The 24,722-nt window shown below is 41.6% G+C and carries 22 protein-coding genes and 1 other annotated feature; of the genes, 3 read left to right on the top strand and 19 right to left on the bottom strand.

Going from position 1 to position 24,722, the window contains the following annotated elements; genetic code table 11:
* Nucleotide 1 precedes the first annotated feature (1 nt).
* Nucleotides 2-1,828: a sensor domain-containing diguanylate cyclase gene (locus B1K52_RS10635; protein WP_077308031.1), complete on the bottom strand. Its 1,827-nt coding sequence runs from the start codon at nt 1,826-1,828 to the stop codon at nt 2-4.
* 388 nt (nt 1,829-2,216) lie between these two features.
* Between B1K52_RS10635 and rpsD the strand changes: the two genes are divergently transcribed.
* Entirely contained in the window at nt 2,217-2,819 is a 603-nt protein-coding gene (rpsD, locus tag B1K52_RS10630) for a 30S ribosomal protein S4 (RefSeq protein WP_077308029.1), read from the top strand.
* 199 nt (nt 2,820-3,018) lie between these two features.
* On the opposite strand, the gene B1K52_RS10625 is transcribed toward rpsD, so the two are convergent.
* The 11 genes from B1K52_RS10625 to tyrS all read right to left on the bottom strand — a co-directional run bounded on the left by B1K52_RS10625 (nt 3,019) and on the right by tyrS (nt 13,837).
* Nucleotides 3,019-3,768 (bottom strand): SDR family NAD(P)-dependent oxidoreductase, encoded by a 750-nt coding sequence (locus B1K52_RS10625; RefSeq protein WP_077308027.1) that lies wholly within the window; start codon nt 3,766-3,768, stop codon nt 3,019-3,021.
* A 159-nt stretch (nt 3,769-3,927) separates the two neighbouring features.
* Complete coding sequence (locus B1K52_RS10620; protein ID WP_179106529.1) at nt 3,928-4,752, bottom strand: STAS domain-containing protein; 825 nt, start codon at nt 4,750-4,752, stop codon at nt 3,928-3,930.
* Nucleotides 4,753-5,087: 335 nt separating this feature from the next.
* Nucleotides 5,088-6,131, bottom strand: coding sequence for a galactitol-1-phosphate 5-dehydrogenase (locus B1K52_RS10615; protein WP_077308023.1), 1,044 nt, complete (start codon nt 6,129-6,131; stop codon nt 5,088-5,090).
* A gap of 13 nt (nt 6,132-6,144) precedes the next feature.
* A complete protein-coding gene (locus B1K52_RS17975) occupies nt 6,145-6,291 on the bottom strand; it encodes a hypothetical protein (protein ID WP_179106528.1) in 147 nt (48 codons plus the stop codon).
* A gap of 245 nt (nt 6,292-6,536) precedes the next feature.
* Nucleotides 6,537-7,574, bottom strand: a complete 1,038-nt coding sequence (locus B1K52_RS10610; protein WP_077308021.1) for a zinc-binding dehydrogenase — start codon at nt 7,572-7,574, stop codon at nt 6,537-6,539.
* Nucleotides 7,575-7,594: 20 nt separating this feature from the next.
* Nucleotides 7,595-8,854: a galactitol-specific PTS transporter subunit IIC gene (locus B1K52_RS10605; RefSeq protein WP_077308019.1), complete on the bottom strand. Its 1,260-nt coding sequence runs from the start codon at nt 8,852-8,854 to the stop codon at nt 7,595-7,597.
* Between the two features lie 62 nt (nt 8,855-8,916).
* Complete coding sequence (locus B1K52_RS10600) at nt 8,917-9,201, bottom strand: PTS sugar transporter subunit IIB (protein ID WP_077308017.1); 285 nt, start codon at nt 9,199-9,201, stop codon at nt 8,917-8,919.
* Nucleotides 9,201-9,689, bottom strand: a complete 489-nt coding sequence (locus B1K52_RS10595; RefSeq protein ID WP_077308015.1) for a PTS sugar transporter subunit IIA — start codon at nt 9,687-9,689, stop codon at nt 9,201-9,203. Before B1K52_RS10595 ends, B1K52_RS10600 begins: the two co-directional genes overlap by 1 nt.
* On the bottom strand, nt 9,682-11,763 hold the full coding sequence (locus tag B1K52_RS10590) for a BglG family transcription antiterminator (protein WP_077308013.1): 2,082 nt from the start codon (nt 11,761-11,763) through the stop codon (nt 9,682-9,684). Before B1K52_RS10590 ends, B1K52_RS10595 begins: the two co-directional genes overlap by 8 nt.
* A gap of 173 nt (nt 11,764-11,936) precedes the next feature.
* Complete coding sequence (locus B1K52_RS10585; RefSeq protein WP_077308011.1) at nt 11,937-12,446, bottom strand: general stress protein; 510 nt, start codon at nt 12,444-12,446, stop codon at nt 11,937-11,939.
* Nucleotides 12,447-12,559: 113 nt separating this feature from the next.
* A complete protein-coding gene (tyrS, locus tag B1K52_RS10580) occupies nt 12,560-13,837 on the bottom strand; it encodes a tyrosine--tRNA ligase (RefSeq protein WP_077308009.1) in 1,278 nt (425 codons plus the stop codon).
* Between the two features lie 50 nt (nt 13,838-13,887).
* Nucleotides 13,888-14,092 (bottom strand) — a binding site (T-box leader).
* 157 nt (nt 14,093-14,249) lie between these two features.
* Here tyrS and B1K52_RS10575 point away from each other — a divergent pair.
* Complete coding sequence (locus B1K52_RS10575) at nt 14,250-16,928, top strand: transglycosylase domain-containing protein (RefSeq protein WP_077308007.1); 2,679 nt, start codon at nt 14,250-14,252, stop codon at nt 16,926-16,928.
* A gap of 37 nt (nt 16,929-16,965) precedes the next feature.
* Here B1K52_RS10575 and ccpA read toward each other — a convergent pair whose 3' ends face one another.
* Together ccpA and B1K52_RS10565 are read right to left on the bottom strand one after the other, a co-directional pair.
* Nucleotides 16,966-17,961, bottom strand: a complete 996-nt coding sequence (ccpA, locus tag B1K52_RS10570) for a catabolite control protein A (protein WP_077308005.1) — start codon at nt 17,959-17,961, stop codon at nt 16,966-16,968.
* Nucleotides 17,962-18,137: 176 nt separating this feature from the next.
* Complete coding sequence (locus tag B1K52_RS10565) at nt 18,138-19,229, bottom strand: bifunctional 3-deoxy-7-phosphoheptulonate synthase/chorismate mutase (protein ID WP_077308003.1); 1,092 nt, start codon at nt 19,227-19,229, stop codon at nt 18,138-18,140.
* A 188-nt stretch (nt 19,230-19,417) separates the two neighbouring features.
* Here B1K52_RS10565 and pilM point away from each other — a divergent pair, with 188 nt between their 5' ends.
* The gene (pilM, locus tag B1K52_RS10560) at nt 19,418-21,541 is read left to right on the top strand and encodes a cell division protein FtsA (protein WP_077310579.1); all 2,124 of its coding nucleotides are present in this window, start codon (nt 19,418-19,420) and stop codon (nt 21,539-21,541) included.
* A gap of 33 nt (nt 21,542-21,574) precedes the next feature.
* Here the strand turns inward: pilM and B1K52_RS10555 are convergent, their stop codons facing one another.
* The 5 genes from B1K52_RS10555 to murC all read right to left on the bottom strand — a co-directional run bounded on the left by B1K52_RS10555 (nt 21,575) and on the right by murC (nt 24,627).
* Nucleotides 21,575-21,844 carry a YrhK family protein gene (locus B1K52_RS10555; RefSeq protein WP_077308001.1) on the bottom strand — a complete coding sequence of 90 codons (270 nt, stop codon included), beginning with the start codon at nt 21,842-21,844 and terminating at the stop codon, nt 21,575-21,577.
* 15 nt (nt 21,845-21,859) lie between these two features.
* Entirely contained in the window at nt 21,860-22,192 is a 333-nt protein-coding gene (gene ytxJ, locus B1K52_RS10550) for a bacillithiol system redox-active protein YtxJ (protein WP_077307999.1), read from the bottom strand.
* Between the two features lie 65 nt (nt 22,193-22,257).
* Nucleotides 22,258-22,644, bottom strand: a complete 387-nt coding sequence (locus B1K52_RS10545; RefSeq protein WP_077307997.1) for a YtxH domain-containing protein — start codon at nt 22,642-22,644, stop codon at nt 22,258-22,260.
* A 28-nt stretch (nt 22,645-22,672) separates the two neighbouring features.
* Entirely contained in the window at nt 22,673-23,155 is a 483-nt protein-coding gene (locus B1K52_RS10540) for a DUF948 domain-containing protein (protein ID WP_077307995.1), read from the bottom strand.
* Nucleotides 23,156-23,322: 167 nt separating this feature from the next.
* Nucleotides 23,323-24,627 carry a UDP-N-acetylmuramate--L-alanine ligase gene (gene murC, locus B1K52_RS10535; RefSeq protein WP_077307993.1) on the bottom strand — a complete coding sequence of 435 codons (1,305 nt, stop codon included), beginning with the start codon at nt 24,625-24,627 and terminating at the stop codon, nt 23,323-23,325.
* Nucleotides 24,628-24,722: the final 95 nt, after the last annotated feature.

Below are 24,722 nucleotides of genomic sequence, written 5' to 3'. Positions count from 1 at the left end.
TTTATACACAATACCTGTTTTTACCTAAACGCTTCGCATCATACAACTTATAATCAGCTTGAGAAAACAGCTGGTGCACTTCCGGACGTGCTTCCGCTGTCCACGTAGATATACCACAAGAAACGGTAACTGCCGGACGGGTTGAGCTTGCTACATTTTGCACGATTTCTTCAGCTTTCTTAATGGTCTGATCAAAAGTAGCGTGCGGCATGTAAACTGCCAGCTCTTCTCCGCCCCATCTGGCGGCCACATCATTAGGTCCAAGCAAATCCTTCAGTAGATTTGCCACTTGAATTAAGAGATAGTCGCCAGTATTGTGGCCGTATGTATCATTTACTTTCTTAAAATCATCCACATCAATTAAGATAAATCCTCCCTGATCATCCTCTTGGATGTGCGTCCGCATCCGATCATCCAAATAGCTGCGCGAACAAAGATTGGTTAAATAATCTGTTATGACTAATCGTTCCAGCTTCTCCTGCAGCATCGAATTGACGATCGACAAAGAAGAATGCTGGACAAGAGACTCAATTAACCGGAAAGATTCGAAAGTAAAGAAACTTGGGTTGCGATGCAGCACAAGCGCGACGCCTTGCAGCTGCTCCGACCCTACCATCGGTATGACAAGCAGCGAGCGATAAGGAAGGTTAATATCTGGATAGCGCTCAGGGAAGTTACTGACAAACATGGCTTCTTTGGATTCATTTCGATAAAGACGTGCAATAAAATTAAGGAAAGGCGCAGAAGCTTGATCAAAGAAAAATCCCGTACTGCCGTCTAACACGGTACCAGCTTCCTGCTCTCCTTTATATAGAACAAACCCGATTTCCTCCCCGCCAAACGTTTCATGAATTTGCTCATGCATTAACGTAATTGTATCGGAAAGACGTAAATTCGCATTTATATTTTTTGAGGTCTCATTGATAAGCTGTAAATCGCTAATCAGTTTCTTGGAGTGCTGATACAATCTCGCATTCTCCAATGCATTTCCCGCAGAATCCGCAAGCTTTGTAATAAAACTATCATCCGCTGTTGTATAGGTGACAAGTGCCGGCATCGAAACATGCAGTACGCCATAGATACCCTGCTTGCCATGCAGCGGTACATAGCGATTGATTACTTGTCCATCTGCACTTCGATCCACTTGTACCTCTCCGGTCATATAAGCTTTCGCACTAACCTCATGTACCGAATAGTCATATACCAGGTTTTTTATAGGTAAATTTGTGTCTCCGTGGTAATCCTGTGCAAGCAGTAAGGCGTATGCAAACTGCGGATAGCTTTGCTGCAGCGTGTTAATAAGTACAGTCAAGACATCGTGCATATCAATGGAAGCATGCAAGTTAGTCGTCGCTTCGTATAATTGGTTAATGTGCTGCTCATTTCCTTTTAACTCCTGCACCCTCGTAAGATGAGAAACGAATTTGCCTATCTCTATGGGCAGTTCTCGATTATAAAGCAGTTGATCGGCAGCATTGCCAATGTATATATATCCAATTGCAGGTTCTTCGGGTTCTTGCAGCGGCAGCACTTTGTCTAAGGCATGCGGGAACTCTCTTAGTTGGTCTGGCATGCAAGGAGACGAAAATGGAAAATTAACGGATAAATAAAACCCACTTTGCGTCGGTCCAGCATAGCTAACGCGCTCTAATTGCTTCTGCCAGCAATCATATATGTAGAGAGCCACGCTTTCTGCCTGTAGAAGGTTTTTTAATCTTTCTGTTGCAAGCGCAAGAATCTCCCTGTATGTATAGCTTTCTCCCGAGACAAGGAGCTGGTAGAAATATAGTTTTGCTTGATCAAGTTTGTTATCAATTATCCGCTCCATATAATCTCACCTACATTTTGGTAGTTTTATTCTATTATATAAGATAATAGACTTATTTCTCAACGATAAACGTAGTCCTTATTACTTATCAATCGTTGTACTTCTTCTACTTTTTATATTAGTCTTGACTTCTTACGACTAAAAAGCTTATAATACTCTTTGTGTAAAATAAATGGCGGCCTACGTGAACTCCCATTTGACTGATTTTGTTCCTTTCTTGGCAAGGCGCAAACCGAGACGGATTTCCGTTTCTCCTTGTTTCAGAAGGTGTATCGTGTAACTCTCTGCTGTCGGAGCGATGGTACATGAAAACATAATCAGCAAGTGACTCGAGAACACTCTCTGTTTTTATTTTATGCAAATAAAATAATAAAGGTGGAATTTATCCATGGCACGTTATACAGGTCCATTATGGAAAAAATCCCGTCGTCTTGGCATCTCCCTAAGCGGAACAGGTAAAGAGCTTGACAAACGCCCTTACCCACCAGGTCAGCACGGTCCAAACCAACGCAGAAAGCAATCCGAATACGGCTTGCAGCAAGCAGAGAAACAAAAACTTCGTTACATGTACAACATGAACGAACGCCAATTCCGTCGTGCATTCGAGGAAGCTGGTAAAATGAAAGGTATTCATGGTGAGAACTTCATGACACTTCTTGAATCTCGTCTTGATAACCTAGTATACCGTCTTGGCTTGGCTCGTACTCGCAGACAAGCTCGTCAGATCGTTGGCCACGGCCACATCGAAGTAGACGGTAAGCGCGTAGATATCCCATCTTACCGCGTAAAACCTGGTCAAGTTATCGGTGTTCGTGAGAAATCCCGTAAACTTGATATCATCACTACATCTGTTGAAGCGAACAACTTCGTACCAGATTACGTGACATTCGATAACAACAGCTTGGAAGGAACTTACTCTCGTTACCCTGAGCGTTCTGAACTTCCTGCTGAAATCAATGAAGCACTTATCGTTGAGTTCTACTCCCGTTAATTGCTTGGAAAACTCCGGATTGCCATCAGGCATTTCCGGAGTTTTTTTGTATACATAAATGTAATCTTAAATACCATCCATTTCTGCATTATGTCCATTTTAATTTAACTACCAATAATGGAATAAAATAGTCATCCTGTAAATCCATATATGCAAAAAAGCTGCCCCCTTTAAAAGTGAGACAGCGTTTCTTTAAAACTTACTTCGTATTCGTAAAACCGCCATCAATGCGGATGACTTCGCCATTGATGTACTGTGCTTTAGATATAAGCAAGAATGTAACAAGTTCCGCTACCTCTTCTGGTGTTCCTAGGCGCTTCTGCGGAATACCGCCAGTTGCATTTTCTTTCATTTGCGGATTAGCTGCATAAAACTCAGCTACCATTTTTGTTTCAGTAGGTCCTGGTGCAATTGCATTTACACGCAATCCGTCTTTTGCATACTCTGCTACCAAGCTTTTTGTCATACCAACGATGGCATGTTTTGTCGCCGCATAAGCGACAACTGAATCTTGACCAATGACTCCTGCACTCGAAGATGTGTTCACGATAGAACCACCGCCATTTTTCATCATCACGTCTGCTACATAACGAACACCATAAAGCGCCCCAAGCAAGTTGATGGCTACGATACGTTCGATTTCAGAAACTTCTGATTCAAGGAAATACTTCCCGCTTCCAGAAATACCAGCATTGTTAAAGAAGTAGTCAATAGAACCGAAATATTCTAGCGTCTTATCAACATAATTTTTCACTTCTGCTTCTTTAGAAACATCTGCTTGAATGAATATAGCATCTGCTCCAGCTTTCTTTACCAGATCAACTGTTTCGTTTGCCCCTTTTTCACTTACATCGACGACAGCGATATTGACGCCTTCTTCCGCAAGACGAACTGCTGTTGCTTGTCCTAATCCGCTTCCCGCGCCTGTAATGATTGCTGTTTTACCCATCTGCAATCCCTCCAATAGATAGTATGAGTGATATACTGACTTATTTTAGTGCTTTCACCTCACTCAACCATAGATGAAAGCCGACTTATCTCAACAGCGTTATACTTCCCCAAAAAAAAGAGAGCTATTACAGCTCTCTCTGTTACTCTTTATATTCTGTTAAAACAAGATTTTCTCCACAGCATCTTTCAAAGAATTTGTCGTTTTTATACTGCCAAATGGAATGCCTAGCTGTGTGGATGTTTGCGCAATTTCAGGGCGCATACCACAAATAATTGTCTCCACACCAAGAAGTTTTAGTGCCTCAATAATCGAAAATATACGTTGCGCGACCATTGTATCGATTACAACAACTCCCGACATATCGATAAACAAATAATCGACTGCCAGCTTTGAACAGCTATGTAGGACATTATCTATCATATAGCGCGCGCGGTTTGTATCAATTTCTCCGACAAGCGGTAATAGTGCTACGGTAGATGTAAGGGATATGACAGGTGTGCTTAACTCCAGGATTAAGTCCCGCTGCGCTTTTAATTTGAATTCAGATTGTCTGTCATATTCACGGATGAACCAAACAATCACTTCATTAAATGAATCCGTAATCTTTTTATAATAATCGAGCGCTGTTTGTGCATCCACATTCATTTCTTTACAAAAATCGCGAAGCACATTCAGATAGATTTCTTGATTGCGGTGGAACTCTCCAATAATTGTTTCTATTGGCGTGTCCAAATGCCGTTCATCCTCTACGATGGAAATAATCCAATTCTCAAAAGCATCACATGAAATATTACGTTGAGGATTTAGCACTTCACAAAATTGTACATGAAATCCGCGGTTCTGCTCTTTTAATCTTGCTATTGCTTCCGGATTATCCATTGCATACACACCATTGGATTTATCGGCAGCTGAATACCACTCTTCTACCAATCGATCAATATTGTTTAGAAAGTGCTTATGTATTTCCTGTTGATATAGCATTTTCCTGCTCCCTTTATCAATCTGTTTCATACATATGAACAATATATACTATAGCATCTTTTTTGGAAAAATTCTTTTTGTAGCAGACAAGAAAAGAAAAATACTACCTTTTTCCTAATTAAATAGGAAAAGGACACCCTATTTCGACATCCGTTTCAACATACTCACTTTAGTATATTTCAATATTTTGTGCTGTTATTTTATGTTCTCTGGCGTTAAATTCATAAACGACATTCCCTTCTTTCCTGAAAAATCAATAAACCCTTCTTTTTGAAATTTCATTAGAAAATCCCCTTCAGATACTCTATATGTGAAAGAGATTTTCTAATATTCACTTAAGGATTAAGAATTACTTTCACGACATCAGCACTACTATTAGTTAATTGCTCGAATATATCCGGCCCATTCTTCAACGGGATGCGATGACTAATTATTTGCTTACCGTTTATTTGACCAGTTTTCATATAATGAACAGTATTTGACCATTCTTTACCTGGAAAAGGAGAAGATAAAGCGTTCCACGAACCATGAATGGTAAGTTCATTGCGTACAATCTTTTCGAAAAAGAAACGTTCAATCTTTATATCTGCATACGGTATTCCAAGATAGACTACTTCTCCACCTTTTTTAGGAAGAGCTAACACCTGAGCAGATGTTATGGTTGTTCCAGCAGATTCAATAGCTAAATCACAGCCTTGACCATCTGTGTATGTCAGTATCTTTTCATGTGGGTTTACTAGCCTTGCATCTATAACGTGAGTAGCTCCTATTTCCAAGGCAGTATCTAATTTCTTTGTATCAATATCTATCGCAATCACCATTTTCGCTCCGAATATCTTAGCCCACTGTATTGCGAGAAGTCCAATACTTCCCGCCCCCAATACAGCAACAGTGGCACCCGGCTGGATTTTTGTGCGGTAAAACCCATGTGCTACTACTGCAGCTGGCTCAACTAAAGCCGCCGTCTCACTATCTACTTCTGAGGGAAGTAAAATAATATGTTCCGCAGGAAGTTTTACATACTCAGCAAAAGCACCGGGTACTTTAGATCCAATGACTATTAGTTTTTCACATCTCGATGGCTTCCCACTTTGACAAAAGTAACAGGTTCCACACGCGTATGTTGGGCAACCCGCCACTCTATCTCCAACTTTTACATTGGAGACTGCCTCACCGATTCTTTCCACAACTCCTGAGAATTCGTGGCCGAATGTCATGCCCGGACAATAAGGACCGAGTTTTCTATACCGAGACAAGTCGGAGCCGCAAATTCCCGCAGCAGTCACTTTGATAATTACATCATTTTCCAATTCAATAGATGGCATCGGGGATTCTTCATAACGTATATCCTCAATTCCGTACAAATTTAATGTTTTCACGCCGCTCCCCCATTCACGTCTGATTCTGCTTCTTTTTCATAAATATTTTCAGAAAAACACCGCCTATAATCACACCGTTAAAAATCATCTGATGATTGATATAGAAAGCACTTATTCCCCTTAATGGTCCCAACATAAAGTCCAACATCATTTCTACCATATTTCTCCCTCCATACTAGTAATCCAGATATGTTTCCTCATTATGGCTAATAACGATCTCTGCTAGTATCAACTTCATTCCTCAAGTATTACCGCCATACTATAGAATTGAATTTCTCAGATCCTTAAGATGTATACACCTATCAGAAACACCACCAGCGATTGCCAGCTTTAATTCTTCCACTTTGGCTTTTGTTGTTGCTCTCTAATTAGTAACCTATTAATTAATTGCTCTTTTTTATTTCCTTATCTTTCTTCCATTGGTGTTAAAAGAACTTTAATTGCATCACCTGATTTAATTGCCTGATAGGCTTTCTCCCATTCCGATATATTAAAAATGTGTGTAACTAATGCAGCAGCATTTACGGAATTACTTTCCAGAAGACGCAACGAGGGTTCCCAGTCTGCCGGCTTCTGGCTTCGGCTTCCGACAATTTCAAGTTCCTTCTGAATCACCTGTTCCATGTCAAAAAGTACCGCTGATTCAGCAAACAGACCCACCTGGGCGTATTGCCCTTTTTTTCGAAGAAGCTTCAATCCTTGACGGGCAGCTGGTACTGCTCCTGAACATTCAAAAACTATGTCTGCGCCGTAGCTATCTGATAAACTCGATATCAGCTCTTCTAGAGATTCTTTCTGAATATTAACTACGTAGTCAATCCCTAATTCCTTCGCTTTTTTCAAGCGAACTTGATCAGATGAAAGACCTGTAATAATGACAGTTGCTCCCTTACTTTTCGCAACTTGAGCAGTCAGCAAACCGATCGGTCCAGGACCAATCACCACAACGATATCATCTTGCATAATTGTCGTTTTCGCTACTGCATGATGTGTACATGCGAGCGCTTCTGTCATTGCTGCTGATTGATCATCGACATTGTCGGGAATCTTATGGATGCTTTCAGCCCTGGCAATGACATAGTTTGCAAAACCTCCATCTTGTTGCGTGCCGAGGCCTTTCCGGTATTTACATAAGTTATAATCCTTCTGCCGACAATAACTGCACTCTCCGCATATATAGAAAGTTGTCTCAGATGTAACCCGATCTCCAGCTTTTATATGAGTAACATTCCTGCCTACATCTACTATAACTCCAGTAAATTCATGACCTAATGTTACAGGAGCAGCTACACGGTAGCTCCCTTCGTACGTATGAATATCAGATCCACATATGCCAGCATAGGTCACTTTTATTTTCACTTGGTCATCTTGAGGATAGGGTTCTTGTTTATCTTCCATAACTAGGTTTCCAAACCCCAACTGCTTTTTCACTAAAGCCTGCATACTTAGATCCTCCTAAATTATTAATTGAATATCGAGAATATCTTCCAAATAATCCAGTTAACTAAGTTGCCTCCTTGGTCTATACTAGAAACCATTGCTGAACCTTCTGGCATTTCTATATTGGCCTCGGTTGTCATGTCTGTAAATATAGGAGCAATATCAGTTGCCATATATAAAGATAAGGCAATCATAATTGTTCCAGTTATAACGGAATAAATGATGTTTCCTCTAGCCGCTCCGACAATGAACGCGACAATAAAGGGAATTGTTGCTAAATCAGCAAATGGAAGAACAGCATTTCCAGGAAGAATGACTGCCAAAAGAACAGTTATTGGTGTTAGTATTAAGGCTGTAGATATAACGGCGGGGTGTCCCAACAACACAGCAGCATCCAGTCCAATATTTATTTCACTATTACCGAAGCGCTTACTAAGCCAATTTCGTGCAGATTCCGACACCGGCATAAGTCCCTCCATCAGGATTTTTACCATCCGGGGCATTAACACCATGACAGCGGCCATCGCCATTCCAATTTCTATAATGTCTCCAACTCCGTATCCTGCTAATGCACCGATAGCAGCTCCTAGTAACAATCCAATTACCATCGAATCTCCGAAGATACCAAATCGCTTTTGAATTGTTTCTGGATCAGCATGAATCTTGTTTAAACCAGGAACTTTCTCTAGCAATTTCACGATTAAGATACCCGGCGCATAAGAAATCGTACTTCCAGTCGCTACCGTAACGCCCGGCATTTCATAAAAATCCTCTACCATTGGCTGTGTCCAGTCTGCAACTTTCAAACACACAATCTGGAACAAAACAGCAGCAATCAGTCCTTGTACCACACTTCCAGAAACGGTATATACAACAGCGGCCATAAAGGTATAGTGCCAATAATTCCAGATATCTACATTCATTGTTTTAGTTGTCTTCGTCACCAGCATGATAACGTTCACAATAAGACCTAGCGGAATAATGAACGCTGCTACTACAGAAGCCCATGCAATGGAAGATGTAGCAGGCCATCCCACATCAATTACATTGAGATCAACTCCCAATCTGTCTACCATCTGTTGAGCAGCAGGACCTAAGTTCAATGTCAGCAAGTCGACGACAAGGAATATACCAACAAATGCCACGCCAATTGTAAGACCAGATCGAAATGCTTTTCCTGGTTTCTGTCCAAATAATAGACCAAGAAGGAAAATTGCCACCGGCAAGATCACAGTCGCACCCAAGTTAAGGAATCCTTGTAAGAAATTCACAAAAGCATCCATTATACAGCCCACACTCCTTTAAAATGAGGCCGATTCTAAAACGTAGAATCGGCGCCCATTCCTCACTTTTTAAGTTCGCTCAAGATTTGTTCTTTTGTATCTTCCATACCAATCCCCGTTAAGAAAGATCGCGCATTAATTACAGGGAAAGGATAAGTTGTTTTTACCATGGCTGTAGTTACTAACAAATCAGCTGTATCCACGTAGGAATTGACTTCAGCAATTTTAATCTGAATCAAGTTAACATCGATTTTGTTTTCCTTTGCCATCTCTTCTATTGCACTATTTACGACAGTAGAAGTAGCAATGCCAGCGCCACAGGCAACTAACACTTGTTTTTTAGCCATTATCTGTCACCTCCTTTACTAGCTGATAAGCTAAGTTTCCTTTCTATCAAACTAACAACATGCTCTTGTGACTGAGATTCTGAAAGATCTTGCAATGTCGTTTCATCTTGGAGAAAGTCCATCAGTTTTTTTAAAATCGTGAGCTGCGCGTGCGACTCTTGCATCGCTAACATAAATATGATACTCACCGGTGTTTCCATGGAAACTTCCCCCATCACCTGAAAAGTTACCGGTTTCTTCAAAAGGGCGATACTAATAGCATTCTTTTTTACATGTTCAATATCTGTGTGCGGAATTGCAATTGATATAGAAGAGGAAGTTGGTAAGCCAGTCGGGTATTCCTTTTCTCGATTGATAATTCCTGCCACAAAGCTAGTTTCAACAAGGTCCTCTTTTACAAGGTTTTCAGCCATACTACGCAATATGTCTTCTTGACTTCCCGTCATCTGCAGAAACACCAGCCTCTTATCTAAGTAAAATTCAGCCATAATAGAACTCCTTCTCCTTTATTACGTCATTCGAATAGTGTTGTATGATTCGTTTTAACTCTGGAATGCTAGATGCATTTATTAATTTTTGCAAATTAGCTTCAGATTTTGATAGTTGCATCAGCTGCATTAGTGCATGAATATGCTGTTTTTTATCCTTCGCGGCGATGACTACGATAACATGTATTCGATGATGCAAATATTCAACGCCATTCTTGATTTTCAGCAAACTCATACCTGTTTCAGAAACGCCGCATTCCGGAGAGGCATGCGGTATTGCTATGCCAGGTCCTATGACGATATATGGATCGTCTTCACAGCTTTTGAGCATTGAGTCTACGTACCTAGGTTCTATCATCCCCTTCTCAAGCAGAATACTGGCACAGGATTGAACAGCGTCTTCCCATGAATTGGATTGAAAAGTCATTTTCAAATGTTGCCCAACCAGGAAGTCACTTAGCTGAAGTGGCTGCGGCTCATCCGGTGTTTTCTGAACTACATGCTGATCCACTTGACTAAGATAAGCCTGTAGCTCTTCTTCAAGGGCCTTCGCATCTTTCACAGTCGCATGATTATGGATGATTTGCATGATATCGCTTGTTCGAACTTCTTTTGAAACAAAGCCGTGAATATAGGATAGGACCTGTTTCCTTAAGAGCCTTTTTTCATTTGCATCTAACATTGTCTTGGTAATGAACATCTTCCGAGAAGTTTCCAATACTACTGGCGAAAAAACAAGGTCATAATCAATGTCATAAGTAATGAACTCTCGAACAGACATGCTGTCTAAGAAGATTAATTCTGGGAATAATCCGCTTAATTCAAGATGCATTAGCTTTGAAACCGAAACACCGTGCGGACATACGACAATTGCTTTCACCTTCTCACCAATACTTTCACCGTGCTGCCTAATCCATCCTCCTATTAGCAATGTAATGTATACCTGTTCATTCTCAGGGATCTCCCTATGGAGAAAGAGCTCTAGTGGTTCGAGGGAACGTTTGACTAATACATGTAAAGCACGAAATTCGCCATTAAGCACGCCTGGAACAGGTGTTGTATCCGTTAAGTTATATTTAATCCGGTAGTAGGCTGGCTTAAGATGCTGCATTAATTTCTGCAGCAGTTGATTTCGTTCATGTACACGGATGCATGAGATTTTTTCAAATAAACTGAGCATGCTGTCTACCACTGGATATAAATCCGGAAACGTATCTGCTGCTTCTAATTCAGAATTCACAACATTCGCCGATAACAGATGAAGAGTAAGAAATAGTTTTTCTGCTTCTGGCATTTCCTGATCAAATAGCAATTCCTCTGCAGCTAGGTATTCTTTCGTACCAGCCAATTCCTTATAACTTATTGGTGTGTTATTTAAGCACTGACCTTTACTGATTCGTTCCAGAATCAAAAATAAAGTGATTGGCATCGTCTTCATTTTTTCATCTGTGTATTTAATTGATAGTTTTTTCTCTACTTGGTGGATTCTGTTGCTGAAGGAATACAAACATTCCTGTTCTACCTCTAGAATATCGATTAAACGTGGTAGACCATCTTCTATTCCAACGAATTCCATCACTGTGGACATTACTACCTTTCGCAGCTGAATCTCGTTTCCTTCAATATGGTAGCCGAGCTTTCTTGAATAGCGTATATACAACTGATAGAGATCCAGCTGCTCTTGCAAAACTTTTAAATCACGTAAAATTGTATTTCTGCTAATACGAAGCACGCTAGAGAAATGATCTAATGAGAGCTCATTCTTACTAACCAGCATAAGTAGCAGCAGATTTGTTCTCTGTTTTACTGTCATAGAAGATAAATCAATCTGCTCATGATGGTCCTTTACATAATTAAGAGCAGTAAATATGCTTTCATTGATAAGGAAATATCCTTGTGATGTCCGCTCTATTAAGGGTAAATTTCTTTGTTCAAGCCAATCATTGATTTTCTGAATAGTGTAGCCGAGCTGTCTTTTTGAAAGATTAAATTTCTTTTCAATTAAGGCACTGGAAAGGCTCGGATTACTTAATAAAGCATCTAGAATAGCGGTGTTGCGCTCATTAAGATTCATCTAATCCTCCTTTCTATTCACATACTAACACGCTAATCCGTTATTTTGTATGCGCTTTCATTATCATTTAGGGGAGAATGAATGTACAGCATGAGAAGGAACCTGCTACAAGTATAGTATCGCAGAAAAAAAGGCTTCATCAGCATGTTTAACTGATAAAGCCTTCTGATTAGTTACTTCCTTGTCTTATTAAGCTCATTCGCATTTTGATCTTTCGTATTCGGCTCTGCGTGCAGTCCATCATTCGGTTTATCTGCAGCATACAACCCATCTGCTGTCATACCTTTTTCTGCTTCTGTCGCATGGTTCCTGCGATCTTTGCTGCCTAGTTGTGATGACACTTGTTCGGAAGTTCCAGCTGCTGGCTTATTTTTAGCATAAAGCAATACTTTACCTGCTTTTAGTTCCTCTGCATAGCGATCTTTTTCCACATCAGAAACTTGGAGATTCTTTAACACTTTCTCTTCTGGATCATTACTAGAAAAGAAAGAAGAAAACTTTGTGCCGAAGGAGCCGTTTGCTTCTTTATAATTCACTTCCCGCTTATCGGCTAAGATACTGTTGTCAGGTTTTTTATCCACAATAATGGTCACATCTTCTTCTGGTACACCCGCCGTAACCAATTCATTAATACGTACAATTGCGTTTGCTTCATTGTTGAATGATTCTATCGTGTTACGCATAAAATATACCTCCTATTGTTTGTATTCCTCATGCTATCTCTATGGTTCTTTCTTTCCCCTTTCGGTCCTTATAAAACATAAAAGCACTGCCCGAGTTGGACAGTGCTTGTTTATTATGCGAATTTTAGCAATGTGTATTTTTTCTTTCCGCGACGGATGATAATGAATCTTCCATCAATACGGTCGCCTTCAACAAGGACTCGTGCTGTATCCTCTACTTTGTTACCGTTAATACGGATGGCGCCATTGGTGATATCTTCTCTCGCCTGACGTTTGGATGATGAGATACCTGCTTCTACTAGCATGTCAACAAGTCCTTTGTCTTCGTCCGCTGCCAGATAAAATGGAACATCTTTAAAGCCTTGTTCAATTTCAGCACCATTAAGGGAAGCGATATCGCCGCTGAACAAAGCCTCAGAAATCTTGATAGCTTGCTCCAGCGCTTCCTTTCCGTGTACGAGTGTGGTCAATTCTTCTGCCAATTTCGTCTGTGCAAGTCGTTTTTCTGGTTCCTTTTCAACACTTTCTTCAAATGTTGCGATTTCTTCTAGCGACATGAAAGTGAAGTATTTCATGAACTTGATAACATCGCGATCATCTGTGTTGAACCAGAACTGGTAGAATTCATATGGTGTTGTCCGTTCCGGGCTGAGCCAGACAGCACCTCCGGCAGTTTTCCCAAATTTCGTACCGTCAGCTTTCGTGATCAGCGGCACAGTAAGCGCAAATGCCTTGTCTGCTGCTTCTTCATCGTTTCCTGCATGTGTACGGCGGATTAATTCCATTCCAGCAGTAATGTTCCCCCACTGATCGCTGCCGCCAATCTGAAGCGTGACATTTTCTCTTTCGTGCAGGCGAAGGTAATCGAGTGACTGCAAAATCATGTAACTGAATTCTGTAAAAGAGATGCCATTCGCTAATCTGGATTCGACTGAGTCTTTTGCCAGCATATAATTGACGCCAAAATGCTTCCCAACATCACGGAGAAAATCAATAATGCTCATCGCTCCGAGCCAGTCCTTATTGTTTACCGCTTTAGCAGCATTTTCGCCCTCATCAAAATTCAAAATGCTAGCAAGCTGTTTGGCGATGCCTTGGCTGAAGCTATCTACAGTAGCTGCATCGTTTAAGTTACGCTCATCAGAACGGCCGCTCGGATCCCCAATCATACCCGTACCGCCGCCGATTAAAGCAATTGGACGATGACCCGCTTGCTGAAAACGTTTCAGCATGAGCATTGGCACCAAATGACCGATGTGCAGACTATCCGCAGTCGGATCAAACCCGCAGTACAAACTTACTTGCTGGCTGGATAGATGTTTTTCCAAACCTTCCTCATCACTTGTCTGCTGTATCAAACCTCTGTCTCTCAAATCCTTCAAAATTGACATGTTAACCACTCCTCAACACTTTATAAAAACAAAAAAATGCCCCATCCCAAAAAAGGGACGAGACATGACTCGCGGTACCACCCTTGTTGCAGTTAACCTGCCACTCGGTTTGCTAACGGATATACATCCGTCTTCTGTCTGCACAGAAGAAGCTCCAGTCTGTACTTGGCAAAACAACTGTATGCTGACTTGCACCGGCCGTCAGCTCTCTGCAACAGGGAATTGTTCCGCTACTATAACCTTCAACGCAATATTTTATAATGACTGTTCCTACATTATTACCATATACACCTATAAAATACAAGACTTTTTTCAGTTGATACAATAATCTACAAATTGCAACAAGGAAGATGGACTCACTACGAAAATTGACTATTATGGTATAATAGATAAACCAATTCGGGGGTGAAACATGCAAATCAAAGCAATTTTGAATAAACTTCGGACACGGGTTGCGGAAGCTTGGAAAGCTGGCAAGATTCAGCGAAATTCTCGTATAACATATGATGTCATTTGGAACTTATTTCTCTTTTTCCTGCTTCTCGCTGGTATCGGAATCTTTTTCGCTGCCGGTGCAGGTGCAGGCTATTTCGCATCACTTGTAAAAGATGAACCTGTCCGTACGTATGCATCAATGAAAGAGGACATTAATAATTATGAAGAAACATCCTCTATCTATTACGCAGATAATGTGTTTTTCGGGAATATCAAGGCCGACCTTTATCGAGAAGACATTAAACTTGATAAAATTTCTCCATATGTAATTGATGGTGTTATTGCAACAGAGGATGACAACTTTGAAACACATGATGGCGTCGTACCAAAATCGATTTTGCGCGCTATCATGCAGGAAGCGACAAACGCAGAAACGAAATCCGGTGGAAGTACGCTCACACAGCAGCTCGTCAAAAATCAAATCTTGACTAACGAAGTTTCCTTTGAACGAAAAGCAAAGGAAATCGTATTGGCGATGCGCTTGGAGAAAGCACTGACCAAAGATGAAATATTGGAAGCTTATATGAATATCGCTCCATTCGGAAGGAGCGCATCAGGTGATAACATTGCCGGTATTCAAACAGCGGCTCAAGGTATTTTTGGCGTTGATGCGAAAGACCTAACGTTACCGCAATCTGCTTTTCTGGCTGGATTGCCACAAAGTCCAACCGCTTACTCTCCGTTCACTAATAGCGGAAAGCTGAAGGAAGAAGCAGCAATGCAGCCTGGCTTGAATAGAATGAAGCAAGTGCTCAACCGAATGCTAGATGAACGATATATCAATGAGAAAGAATACAATGAAGCGATGAACTATGATATTACAAAAGACTTCATAGAAAGCAGCGTATCTTCTAAAACAAAATCTGGCTATTTGACAACCGAGGTCGAACAGCGTGCAGCAGATATTATTTCCGTCCAGCTCGCGAAAGCGGATGGACATTCTGAGAAGGATTTGTTCAAAGATAACGACCTCAAAAATGAATATCTGGATAAAGCGTCACGCGCTATACGTCAAAATGGCTATCAAATCCATACGACGATTAATAAGGATATGTATGAAACCCAGCAAAAGATTGCAAAGGAATATGCATACTACCAGCCTGATCACTGGGTGGAACCGAAGGATGGAGAGGCATATTCTGAACCGATTCAAGCTGGTTCTATTATGATTGAGAACAGTACTGGTAAGATTTTAAGTTTCGTTGGCGGCAGAGATTATAACAAGAACCAAGTAAACCATGCCACAGACACGAAACGCTCTAATGGCAGTACAATGAAGCCGTTGTTAGTATATGCCCCAGCAATGGAAGAAGGTACATTGCAGCCTGGAAGTCCTATTGCGGACATACGTAAAAGCTTCTCCGTACCTGGTCAAAAAGCCTACACACCTGGTAACTATGCCGGCAACTTCCATGGCTTGGTAACTGCTAGAAAAGCCTTGGAGCAATCGTATAACATTCCGGCGATAAGAGCATACAAAGATATTATTACCTTGGATCCGGCAAGCAAGTATGTAGAAAAGATGGGAGTTACGTCATTAACAGAAGGCGATCATAATAACCTTTCCGCAGCATTAGGCGGGATTGCTTATGGTACAACGGTTGAAGAAAACGTTAACGCCTACGCAACGTTCGGGAATAGCGGGAAATTCACGGATGCTTATATGATTGAATCTATCAAAACGAACGATGGCAAAGAAATCTATAAGCACAAATCAGAATCTGCGAAAGTATTCAGCCCGCAAACGAACTACTTGATGCTGGATATGATGCGCGGTGTCCTTGACAGCGGTACTGCCACTTATACCAATTCACAGCTGGCGAATAAAAATGTCGATTGGGCTGGTAAAACCGGAACATCGCAGAATTATCATGATTCCTGGTTCGTTGCAACAAACCCGAATGTGACTGTCGGTGTATGGATGGGCTACGATCAGCAAGCTTCTATCCAAGCTGCTGGAATGAGCTACAGCCATCGCAGCCAGCTTCTTTGGACACAGCTCGTCAACAGTGCAACAAAAATAGATCCAGAACTTATGGCTCCTAGTTCTTCCTTTAAGCAGCCTAAAGGAGTTACAAGTGCTTCCTATTGTGCGATTGACGGCGGGAAACCAACAGATCTATGCAGTCAAGCGGGCATGGTGAAGACAGATCTGTTTAATTCAAAATATGTACCGACAAAAGCTGATAACAGCTTAATCAGAAAAAATGGCAGCATTATGTTAAATCCTGATTTTGTTAAAGCGAATGAGTTGCAAGGAGTCAGCGTTGAACAGCTCTTCCCACGCAATGAGAAAGCACAAAATCTGATTGGAAAAACAGCACCAAAAGCAGAAGACAAAGTCAACACCGTAACCACAAGTTCAGGTGCTCCGCTGCCGCCAACCAATGTGAAGAAGTCAGATAAAAAACTGTCATGGACACAGTCAAAAACAAAAGATGTAAAAGGATATCGTATCCTTCAAAAACAAGGCGACAAATACGTACAAATCGGATTCAGCGATCAATCATCCTACAATTTGCCGGATAGCGATTCATCCTATCAAATAAAAGCTGTTGGCAAGGATGACAAAGAGTCGGCTGCCATTACACTATAAAAAATAAACTAGCGTATCCAAATGGATACGCTAGTTTTTATTTTGTCGAATTACGTTCGATTATACGGTGAGGCAAGGTAACATTCTTATCTGTAACTTCCTCTTTGTTCATTAGTTTCGTCAAGAGACGCATAGCTACAGCTCCGATATCATACGTCGGCTGCACCACCGTAGATAAAGTGGGACGTACCATTGTCGCAAGTCTTGTATTATCATAGCCTACTACTTCAATATCTTCTGGCACATTCAAACCGATATCCTGGAATCCATGAATAACACCTAGTGCCATTTCATCTGAAGAAACAAATACAGCAGATGGTCGGTCAGAAAGTTCTGCCAGCTGTTGAGCAGCTTTAAGCCCTGCGTCATATGTGTTGGTTGACTTCACGATGTACTCTTGCTTCACTTCAACATTATGCTCTGTTACAGCACGAAGATAACCTTTGTATTTCTCGTTATTTGTTTCGATTTCTGTTTCTCCTGCAACAAATGCCGGATGCTGATGATTGTGGCTGACGAGTAAATTCGTCGCTTCATATGCCGCTTGTTCATAGTCAATTGCTACAGTTGGGATATCTCCTGTCCCTTGTACTGTCGCTGCAATAACAATTGGCACAGGAGATTTTTCGAACTGCTGAAGCAATTCTTCACTTATTTTTCCGCCCATGAAGACAATACCGTCTACCTGTTTTTCCAGCATGCTATTGAAAAGTGTCAATTCTTTGTCTGGATTTTGATCGGAATTGCTTAGGATCATATTGTATTTATACATCGTCGCAATATCCTCAATCCCGCGGGCAAGCTCCGAGAAGAAAATACTGGAGATATCCGGTATGATTGCACCGACTGTTGTTGTTCGCTTACTCGCAAGCCCTCTCGCTACTGCGTTCGGACGATATCCAAGCGTTTCTATGGTGCCAAGTACTTTTTTCCGAGTTGCAGGTTTAACGTTTGGGTTGCCATTTACCACACGGGAGACAGTTGCCATTGATACATTTGCTTCGCGGGCAACGTCGTATATGGTTACATTCATTGTGTCATTTCCTCCTATATACACCTTACACGATTCCAATCATCTAAAGATGATATTAGCAATTTGTATGTTTATTCACATATTCTTTACCCATTATACCAGAGTTTTGAACATATCAGTAGAAAGAGATACAAAAACCCTTGATATTATAGGCTTGCTGTGTTTCTTAATACCTATTATTCAGCAGGTACACGGCTTGCGTAACTGCTATGAGACGTTAAATCTCGATAAAATGCATCAAAGCGACCTAGGTCCATTTGCTGCGCAGCATCAGAAAGCGCGACAGCAGGATCGGGATGAACCTCTGCCATAATGCCATCTGCTCCGATTGCCAGCGCTGCTTTAGCGGCTGGAAGCAGTAAATCGCGTCTGCCAGTAGAATGGGTAACATCCACCATCACCGGCAGATGCGTTTCTTGTTTCAGAATGGGTACAGCAGTTATATCCAATGTATTGCGAGTGGCATTTTCGAATGTGCGGATACCCCGCTCACAAAGAATAATATCATTGTTTCCGCGAGAGCTGATATACTCAGCAGCATGGATGAACTCAGAGATTGTTGAAGACATTCCTCGTTTTAGTAGAATCGGTTTTTTCACATCACCAGCCGCTTTCAGCAACTCAAAATTTTGCATATTACGAGCGCCAATTTGAATGACATCCAAATAGTCAACTGCTTTTTCTATATCCTCAGGTGCGACAATTTCACTAATGACAGCCAAGTCGTATGTATCGGCTATCTTTTTCAAGATACGCAAACCTTCTTCGCCTAAACCTTGAAAATCATATGGAGATGTACGTGGTTTAAAAGCACCGCCGCGAAGCAGTTTCAATCCTTTTTCTTGAAGTGATGCCGCGACTTTTGCCGTTTGCTGATAACTCTCAACTGAACAAGGCCCGAATACGAATTGCGGGACACCATCACCGATAGAGGTATTCTTAACCTTGATCACAGTATTCTCCGGTTTCCGCTGCCGTGAAACAAGTAAGGCTTTATGCATGTCGTCTTCCTGCAGCTCCAGACTTGCCTTAAATATCTCCTTAAATAAATGCTGCAGTGTTCCATCCTGGAAGGGGCCTTGGTTGTTGTCGGCAATTACGTTTAGCATGTCTCTTTCCCGAACCGGATCAAATCGCTTTGTACCTTGTTTTTCTTTCACTTTCCCAATTTCCTGAACCAGCTTTCCTCTTTCATTTATCAAAGCTAGCAGGTCCAAATTTACGTCATCTAATTTTTTTCGTAAAACAGCTAATTCGTCGTTCATCATCGCTCTCTCCCACTCTCTTTCTAGTATATCCAGCTCAAGTAATTAGCAATCATTATAGCTAAAAGTTTACGCGCTGTCACCTACAAATAGTGTAGAATGAATGTATGAAAGACAGGCACGGAAGAGGACATACACGCCTGGCTTCCTGTTTACAAAACGAAGAGTTCGATGCAGAAAGGATTATCGCTTTGAAAGAAAGAGTTTTCGCCTTGGATATTGGCACAAGAACCGTTGTCGGAATGCTTCTGGAAGCAGAGTCCGACACTTATACATTAATAGATTACGAGATGGTTGAACATAATGAACGATCCATGCTGGATGGACAAATCCATGATGTCGTGGCCGTTGCCAAAGTAATAGCAGAAGTAAAGCAGAAATTAGAGGAAAAACATGGGCAACTGTCCAAAGTTTGCGTTGCTGCAGCTGGTCGTTCGCTGCAGACAAAGCGCGTGACCGTAAATCATAGCATTGCGGAGCGCGGCGTATTAAATAAAGAGCAAGTACAGCATTTGGAGCTTAGTGCTGTGCAGCAGGCACAATATGAAATTGCCCAGTCTGAAAATTTGCGGACGGATTATTATTGTGTTGGCTACTCTGTATTACATTATCAGTTAGACGATCAAGAGATTGGTTCGCTGATTGATCAGCAAGGTCAGGAAGCAAGTGCGGAAATTATCGCTACTTTCCTGCCAAAAGTCGTCGTAGAGTCCCTGCTGTCTGCACTAAAACGTTGTAATCTGGAGATGGATGCACTCACTTTAGAGCCAATAGCAGCAATCCATGTGCTTATTCCGGCCTCCATGCGTCGCCTTAATGTAGCATTAGTTGATATTGGAGCCGGAACAAGTGACATTGCGTTAACAAACGAAGGAACAATCACTGCCTATGGAATGGTTCCGAAAGCTGGAGATGAGATTACAGAAGCGATAAGCGATCACTATTTGCTGGATTTCCATGTTGCGGAGGCCGCTAAACGCGATTGGGCTGACAAAGGATCCATTACAACGATGGATATCCTTGGATTTGAACAACAGCTGGAATCGGATCAAGTGGAACAGGATATAGGTGAGGCAGTCGACCAGCTGGCTGAGGCCATCGCTTCCACTATCATGCAATTAAATGCCAAAGCTCCAAAAGCTGTCATGCTAGTTGGCGGCGGCAGTCAGACACCAGGACTACGATCTCGCTTAGCCAAACTGCTTGATTTGCCGGAAAACCGGGTAGCGATTCGCGGAACTGACGTCATTCAAGCTCTAACAAAAACGTCTAACGTACCAGCAGGTCCTGCATTTATTACACCAATCGGTATTGCATTAGCTGCAAAACAAAGTCCTGTTCATTACGTGAGCATACAAGTCAATGGGCGTCTCACTCGAATGTTTGATATGAAACAACTGTCTGTTGGCGATGCGCTGCTAGCTTCCGGCATACATATCTCCCGACTCTACGGGAAGCCCGGAGTCGCTTGCATGATATCATTCCAAGGCAAACCGTTAACCATCCCTGGGACGCTTGGAGAAGCACCATCAATCACATGTAATCAACAGCAGGCAAGTTTAGATACGCAAATTCAAGACGGCGACGTTTTAGAAGTCGAAGCTGGAGCAGATGGTTTACCAGCACAAGTAACGGTAGGAGATATTATTGGAGATTTACAACCAATTACCGTTTTCTACAATGGAAAATCGTACCCGGTTAAGCAGCAATTCCTCGTGAATGGACAACCTGTTCCCGCTAGTCATCGACTAGAAGACAGAGATGAACTTATCGTGCAGCGAACAACAACCGCAGAAAGCTTTTTACACGAAAAGCAGCTGCCCTTGCCAGCGCTAATCGAGGCATCAGATTATGAGGTTTATGTAAATGATCAACGAATAACAATTAATGCTTTCAGTCAAAGATTTACTATTAATGAGGTTCCAGCCAGGTTGCGTGATACGGTGGCTGATGGTGACAGCATCCGTTTCCAGGAACTCACCTTGCCTAAAGCGTCTGAACTGCTTTCACAGCTGCCAACGGACAACGAGAAGAATATGACAGTAACATTCAATGGCAGGACAATTAAACTAACCCCGCCAGCAGCACAGTTCTATAAAGATGGACAGCCTGTAGCGGCCGATGACCATATCGCATGTGGTGAAAGACTTGCCCTGCGAACAGCATCCGATTCATTTATCATTCAGGACATCTTTCGTTTTGTTGATATAGACCTGACAAAAATGAGCGGGAGTTATCGTCTATACAAAAATGGCACTGAAGCAACTTTCCATGATACTTTAGCACCGCACGACAAGATTGAGCTGACTACGTGAAAAAAAGCTGTACGCGAGGGCGTACAGCTTTTTTCATTGGTTCCTGTATTTCTTATAGTTGATATCATGGATAAGCCGAATGGTTGGCCGTATCAAAAGCAGAAAACTCCCAGCTACAAACAACCAACATCCTGCCATTTTTAAAGACTTATACATAAAGAAGAAGCTGCCTACCAAGAAAATGAGTCCAATCAGAAAATCATTCAGCATATAGAGAATCTGATATGGCCGCTTGAAGAAGATTTCGTATTTCCCGACTTGAGCAACTTCCTCTATGTTTCTTGAACTATCGCTATGCCCCATGACAAACACCGCCTATTAATTAAATCTCTGACCCTTTTCCCGTAATACTTCCTCTTTAATCTCATTATGGGATGTATTCCAGATAATTTGATTATTCTCAAAGAGCAGCACCTGCGGTGATTCATGCTTTACTCCGTAACGTTCGGCAATGCTATTAGACAATTCTCTTGCTTCTTGTACATACAAGGTGTACAGCGGCAGCTGTGTATCCAAGCTGTAACGATCGTACTCTTGTTTTGCTGCTGCACTAATTGGGCAAGTAAGACTGTGTTTGAGCAAATAAAAGGCTGCTTCACGATTTAGTACATCTTGAAATTCCTCTTGGTTTTGAATAACTTTAGCTTCCATCTTTGATCATCTCCCTTTCTAATAATAAAACAGACTCCTAAGCAAGATGCTTAGGAGTCTTCTCATTAAAGATCCTTATTACGTTCAATTGCGGATTTTTGCTGCTCCATTTCTAATTCTCTTGCAGCTTCCTCAATTGCACGTGCTACTTCTTCAGCAGCATCTTCTGCTTCTTTGTCGTTGGCAGAAGCTTGGTCATTGGATTCGTCATTACCGGTTTTGATGTTTTTCACTTTATCCGTAAGAACTTCTTTCCATTGCATGCCCTTTTCACTGTACTGGGATTTCATATCACCTGCGCGGCCTTTTAATGTGCCTGCTTGTTCTGTGATATCGTTACGCAGTTCTTTACCTGATTTAGGTGCCAATACAAGTGCTGTTATAGCTCCTGCAACACTGCCGATAATAGAACCAATCAGAAAGTCTCTTCCATTTGTCTTCTTCGTTGACATAGTGCATTGCCTCCTAGCGTCGTTTGGTTTAATTAGATGTTTCTTTTACTGGTAAAGGCTGCTCTGTTGGTTGTACAGCTGGTACAGAGACGCTCTCATTGGCTTCATTCTGCTTCTTTTTCTTCCATAAGTCAAGTATTACTGAGCCCCATTTAAGCACCTGACCAGTTTGTTCTGTATTTTGTTCTGCAGATAATGCCACTTTGTTGGAGACATTGCGAATGGAGTTGTTCAAGCTGTTGACTGTATCACCGATACCTTCAATTCCGTCAACAAGCGTATTCAGCTTTTGTGCTTTTGCTCCAATATCCTCAGCTAGATGATTTGTCTTGCTGAGCAGCTCAGCTGTTTCACTTGTGATGCCCTGCATCTGTTTTTCGACGCCTTCCAATGTGCTTGCAACGTCATTCAATGTGCGAGAAGCAGCTTTCAATGTTTTGGCGAGAAAGATTACTAAAACTGCGAATGCGATGGCTGCGATTAATGCAGCAATGTAGCCTAGAATTTCCATGATGAATAGTCAGCTCCTTCTTTGGTATGTAGTATGAGTAGTTCCAGCACATCTCATGCTATTTGTACTCTTTTGTCTAACTACGGTATTCCCCCGATATAAATCGTTAAACATAAAAGCACAAATAAAAAAAGAGGAGCAGCACTCCTCTTTTTTAGTGTAATGGATTATTGTACAGCTTGCAATGAATCTTCATAGGCAGCCTGGAATTTCTGTATATCTCCAGCCCCCATAAATAAAAGGATACTATCATCATACTGCTTTAGTGCATTTACATCTTCAATCTGCAGCACTTCACAGTCTGGTACCAGCTTCTGCAAATCATGAATAGTTAATGTTCCTTTAGCCTCTCGAGCAGAACCAAATATGTCGCATAGGTATACCGCATCTGCAAGCTTCAAGCTGTCCGCAAATTCCTGTAAAAACGTCTTCGTTCTCGTAAATGTATGAGGCTGAAAAACAGCAACTACTTGCTGTTCAGGATATTTTTTCCGCGCAGATTCAATTGTAACTTCAATCTCCTTCGGATGATGTGCATAGTCATCAACTAAAACTTGACTGCCCACTTTCTTTTCCGAGAAGCGCCGTTTGACACCCGTGAAACCATACATTTCCTTCATTTGATCCGTTGTCATGCCCTCTTGGTGACATAAAGCAACAACTGCTAGTGCATTGAGTACTTGGTGATTCCCATACCCCGGAATGGTAAATGTATGATAAAAGCTGCCTTCTACGTATACATCAAATGTTGTTCCGGTTGGGTCTTCATGTACATCCTTGGCTTGGTAGGTGTTTGCTGAATCAAAACCATAGTAATGAACTGGAACACCAGCTTGCAAATCACGCAAATATGCGTCATCACCGCAAGCAATGATTGCATGTTTTACTTGGCTCGCCAGCTGCTGGAAAGCTTGGAAGACGTCCTCGATATTTTCGAAATAATCTGGATGGTCAAAGTCAATATTCAGCATAACCGCATAATCCGGCTTATAAGCAAGAAAATGACGGCGGTATTCACATGCTTCGAACACAAAGTAATCACTCTTCGGCTGACCGCTTCCAGTACCATCGCCAATCAAATAAGAGATTGGATGCGACTGTTTTAGCGTATACGCTAATAATCCTGTTGTTGATGTCTTCCCATGAGCTCCTGTAACGGCAACACTGCGGAACTTATCTGCGTAAGCACCGAGAAAATCGTGGTAGCGATAAAACGGAAGTCCGAGTCTCTTCGCTTCGACAATTTCCTCATGTTCATCAGAGAAGGCATTCCCTGCAATAATTGTCAAATCAGGTTTAATATTTTCTTTTGCAAAAGGCAGTATGGAAATGTTTTTATCTTTTAGGGCTTGATCGGTAAAGAATACTTTCTCTACATCAGAACCTTGAACTTTCTCGCCTGCATCATGCAGGATCTGTGCCAATGCACTCATACCAGATCCTTTAATACCAATGAAATGGTAAGTTGTCATAATAGGAACCTCCACATAATGATATATCGCTTTTGTATGGTGTTAGTATAAGTATGTAAAGCGTTGTGTGCCACATATACATGAAAAAAGCATAC

The organism is Terribacillus halophilus (assembly GCF_900162685.1).
GTDB classification, from domain to species: Bacteria; Bacillota; Bacilli; order Bacillales; family Amphibacillaceae; genus Terribacillus; species Terribacillus halophilus_A.
This window is presented reverse-complemented; position numbering and strand designations above follow the sequence as displayed.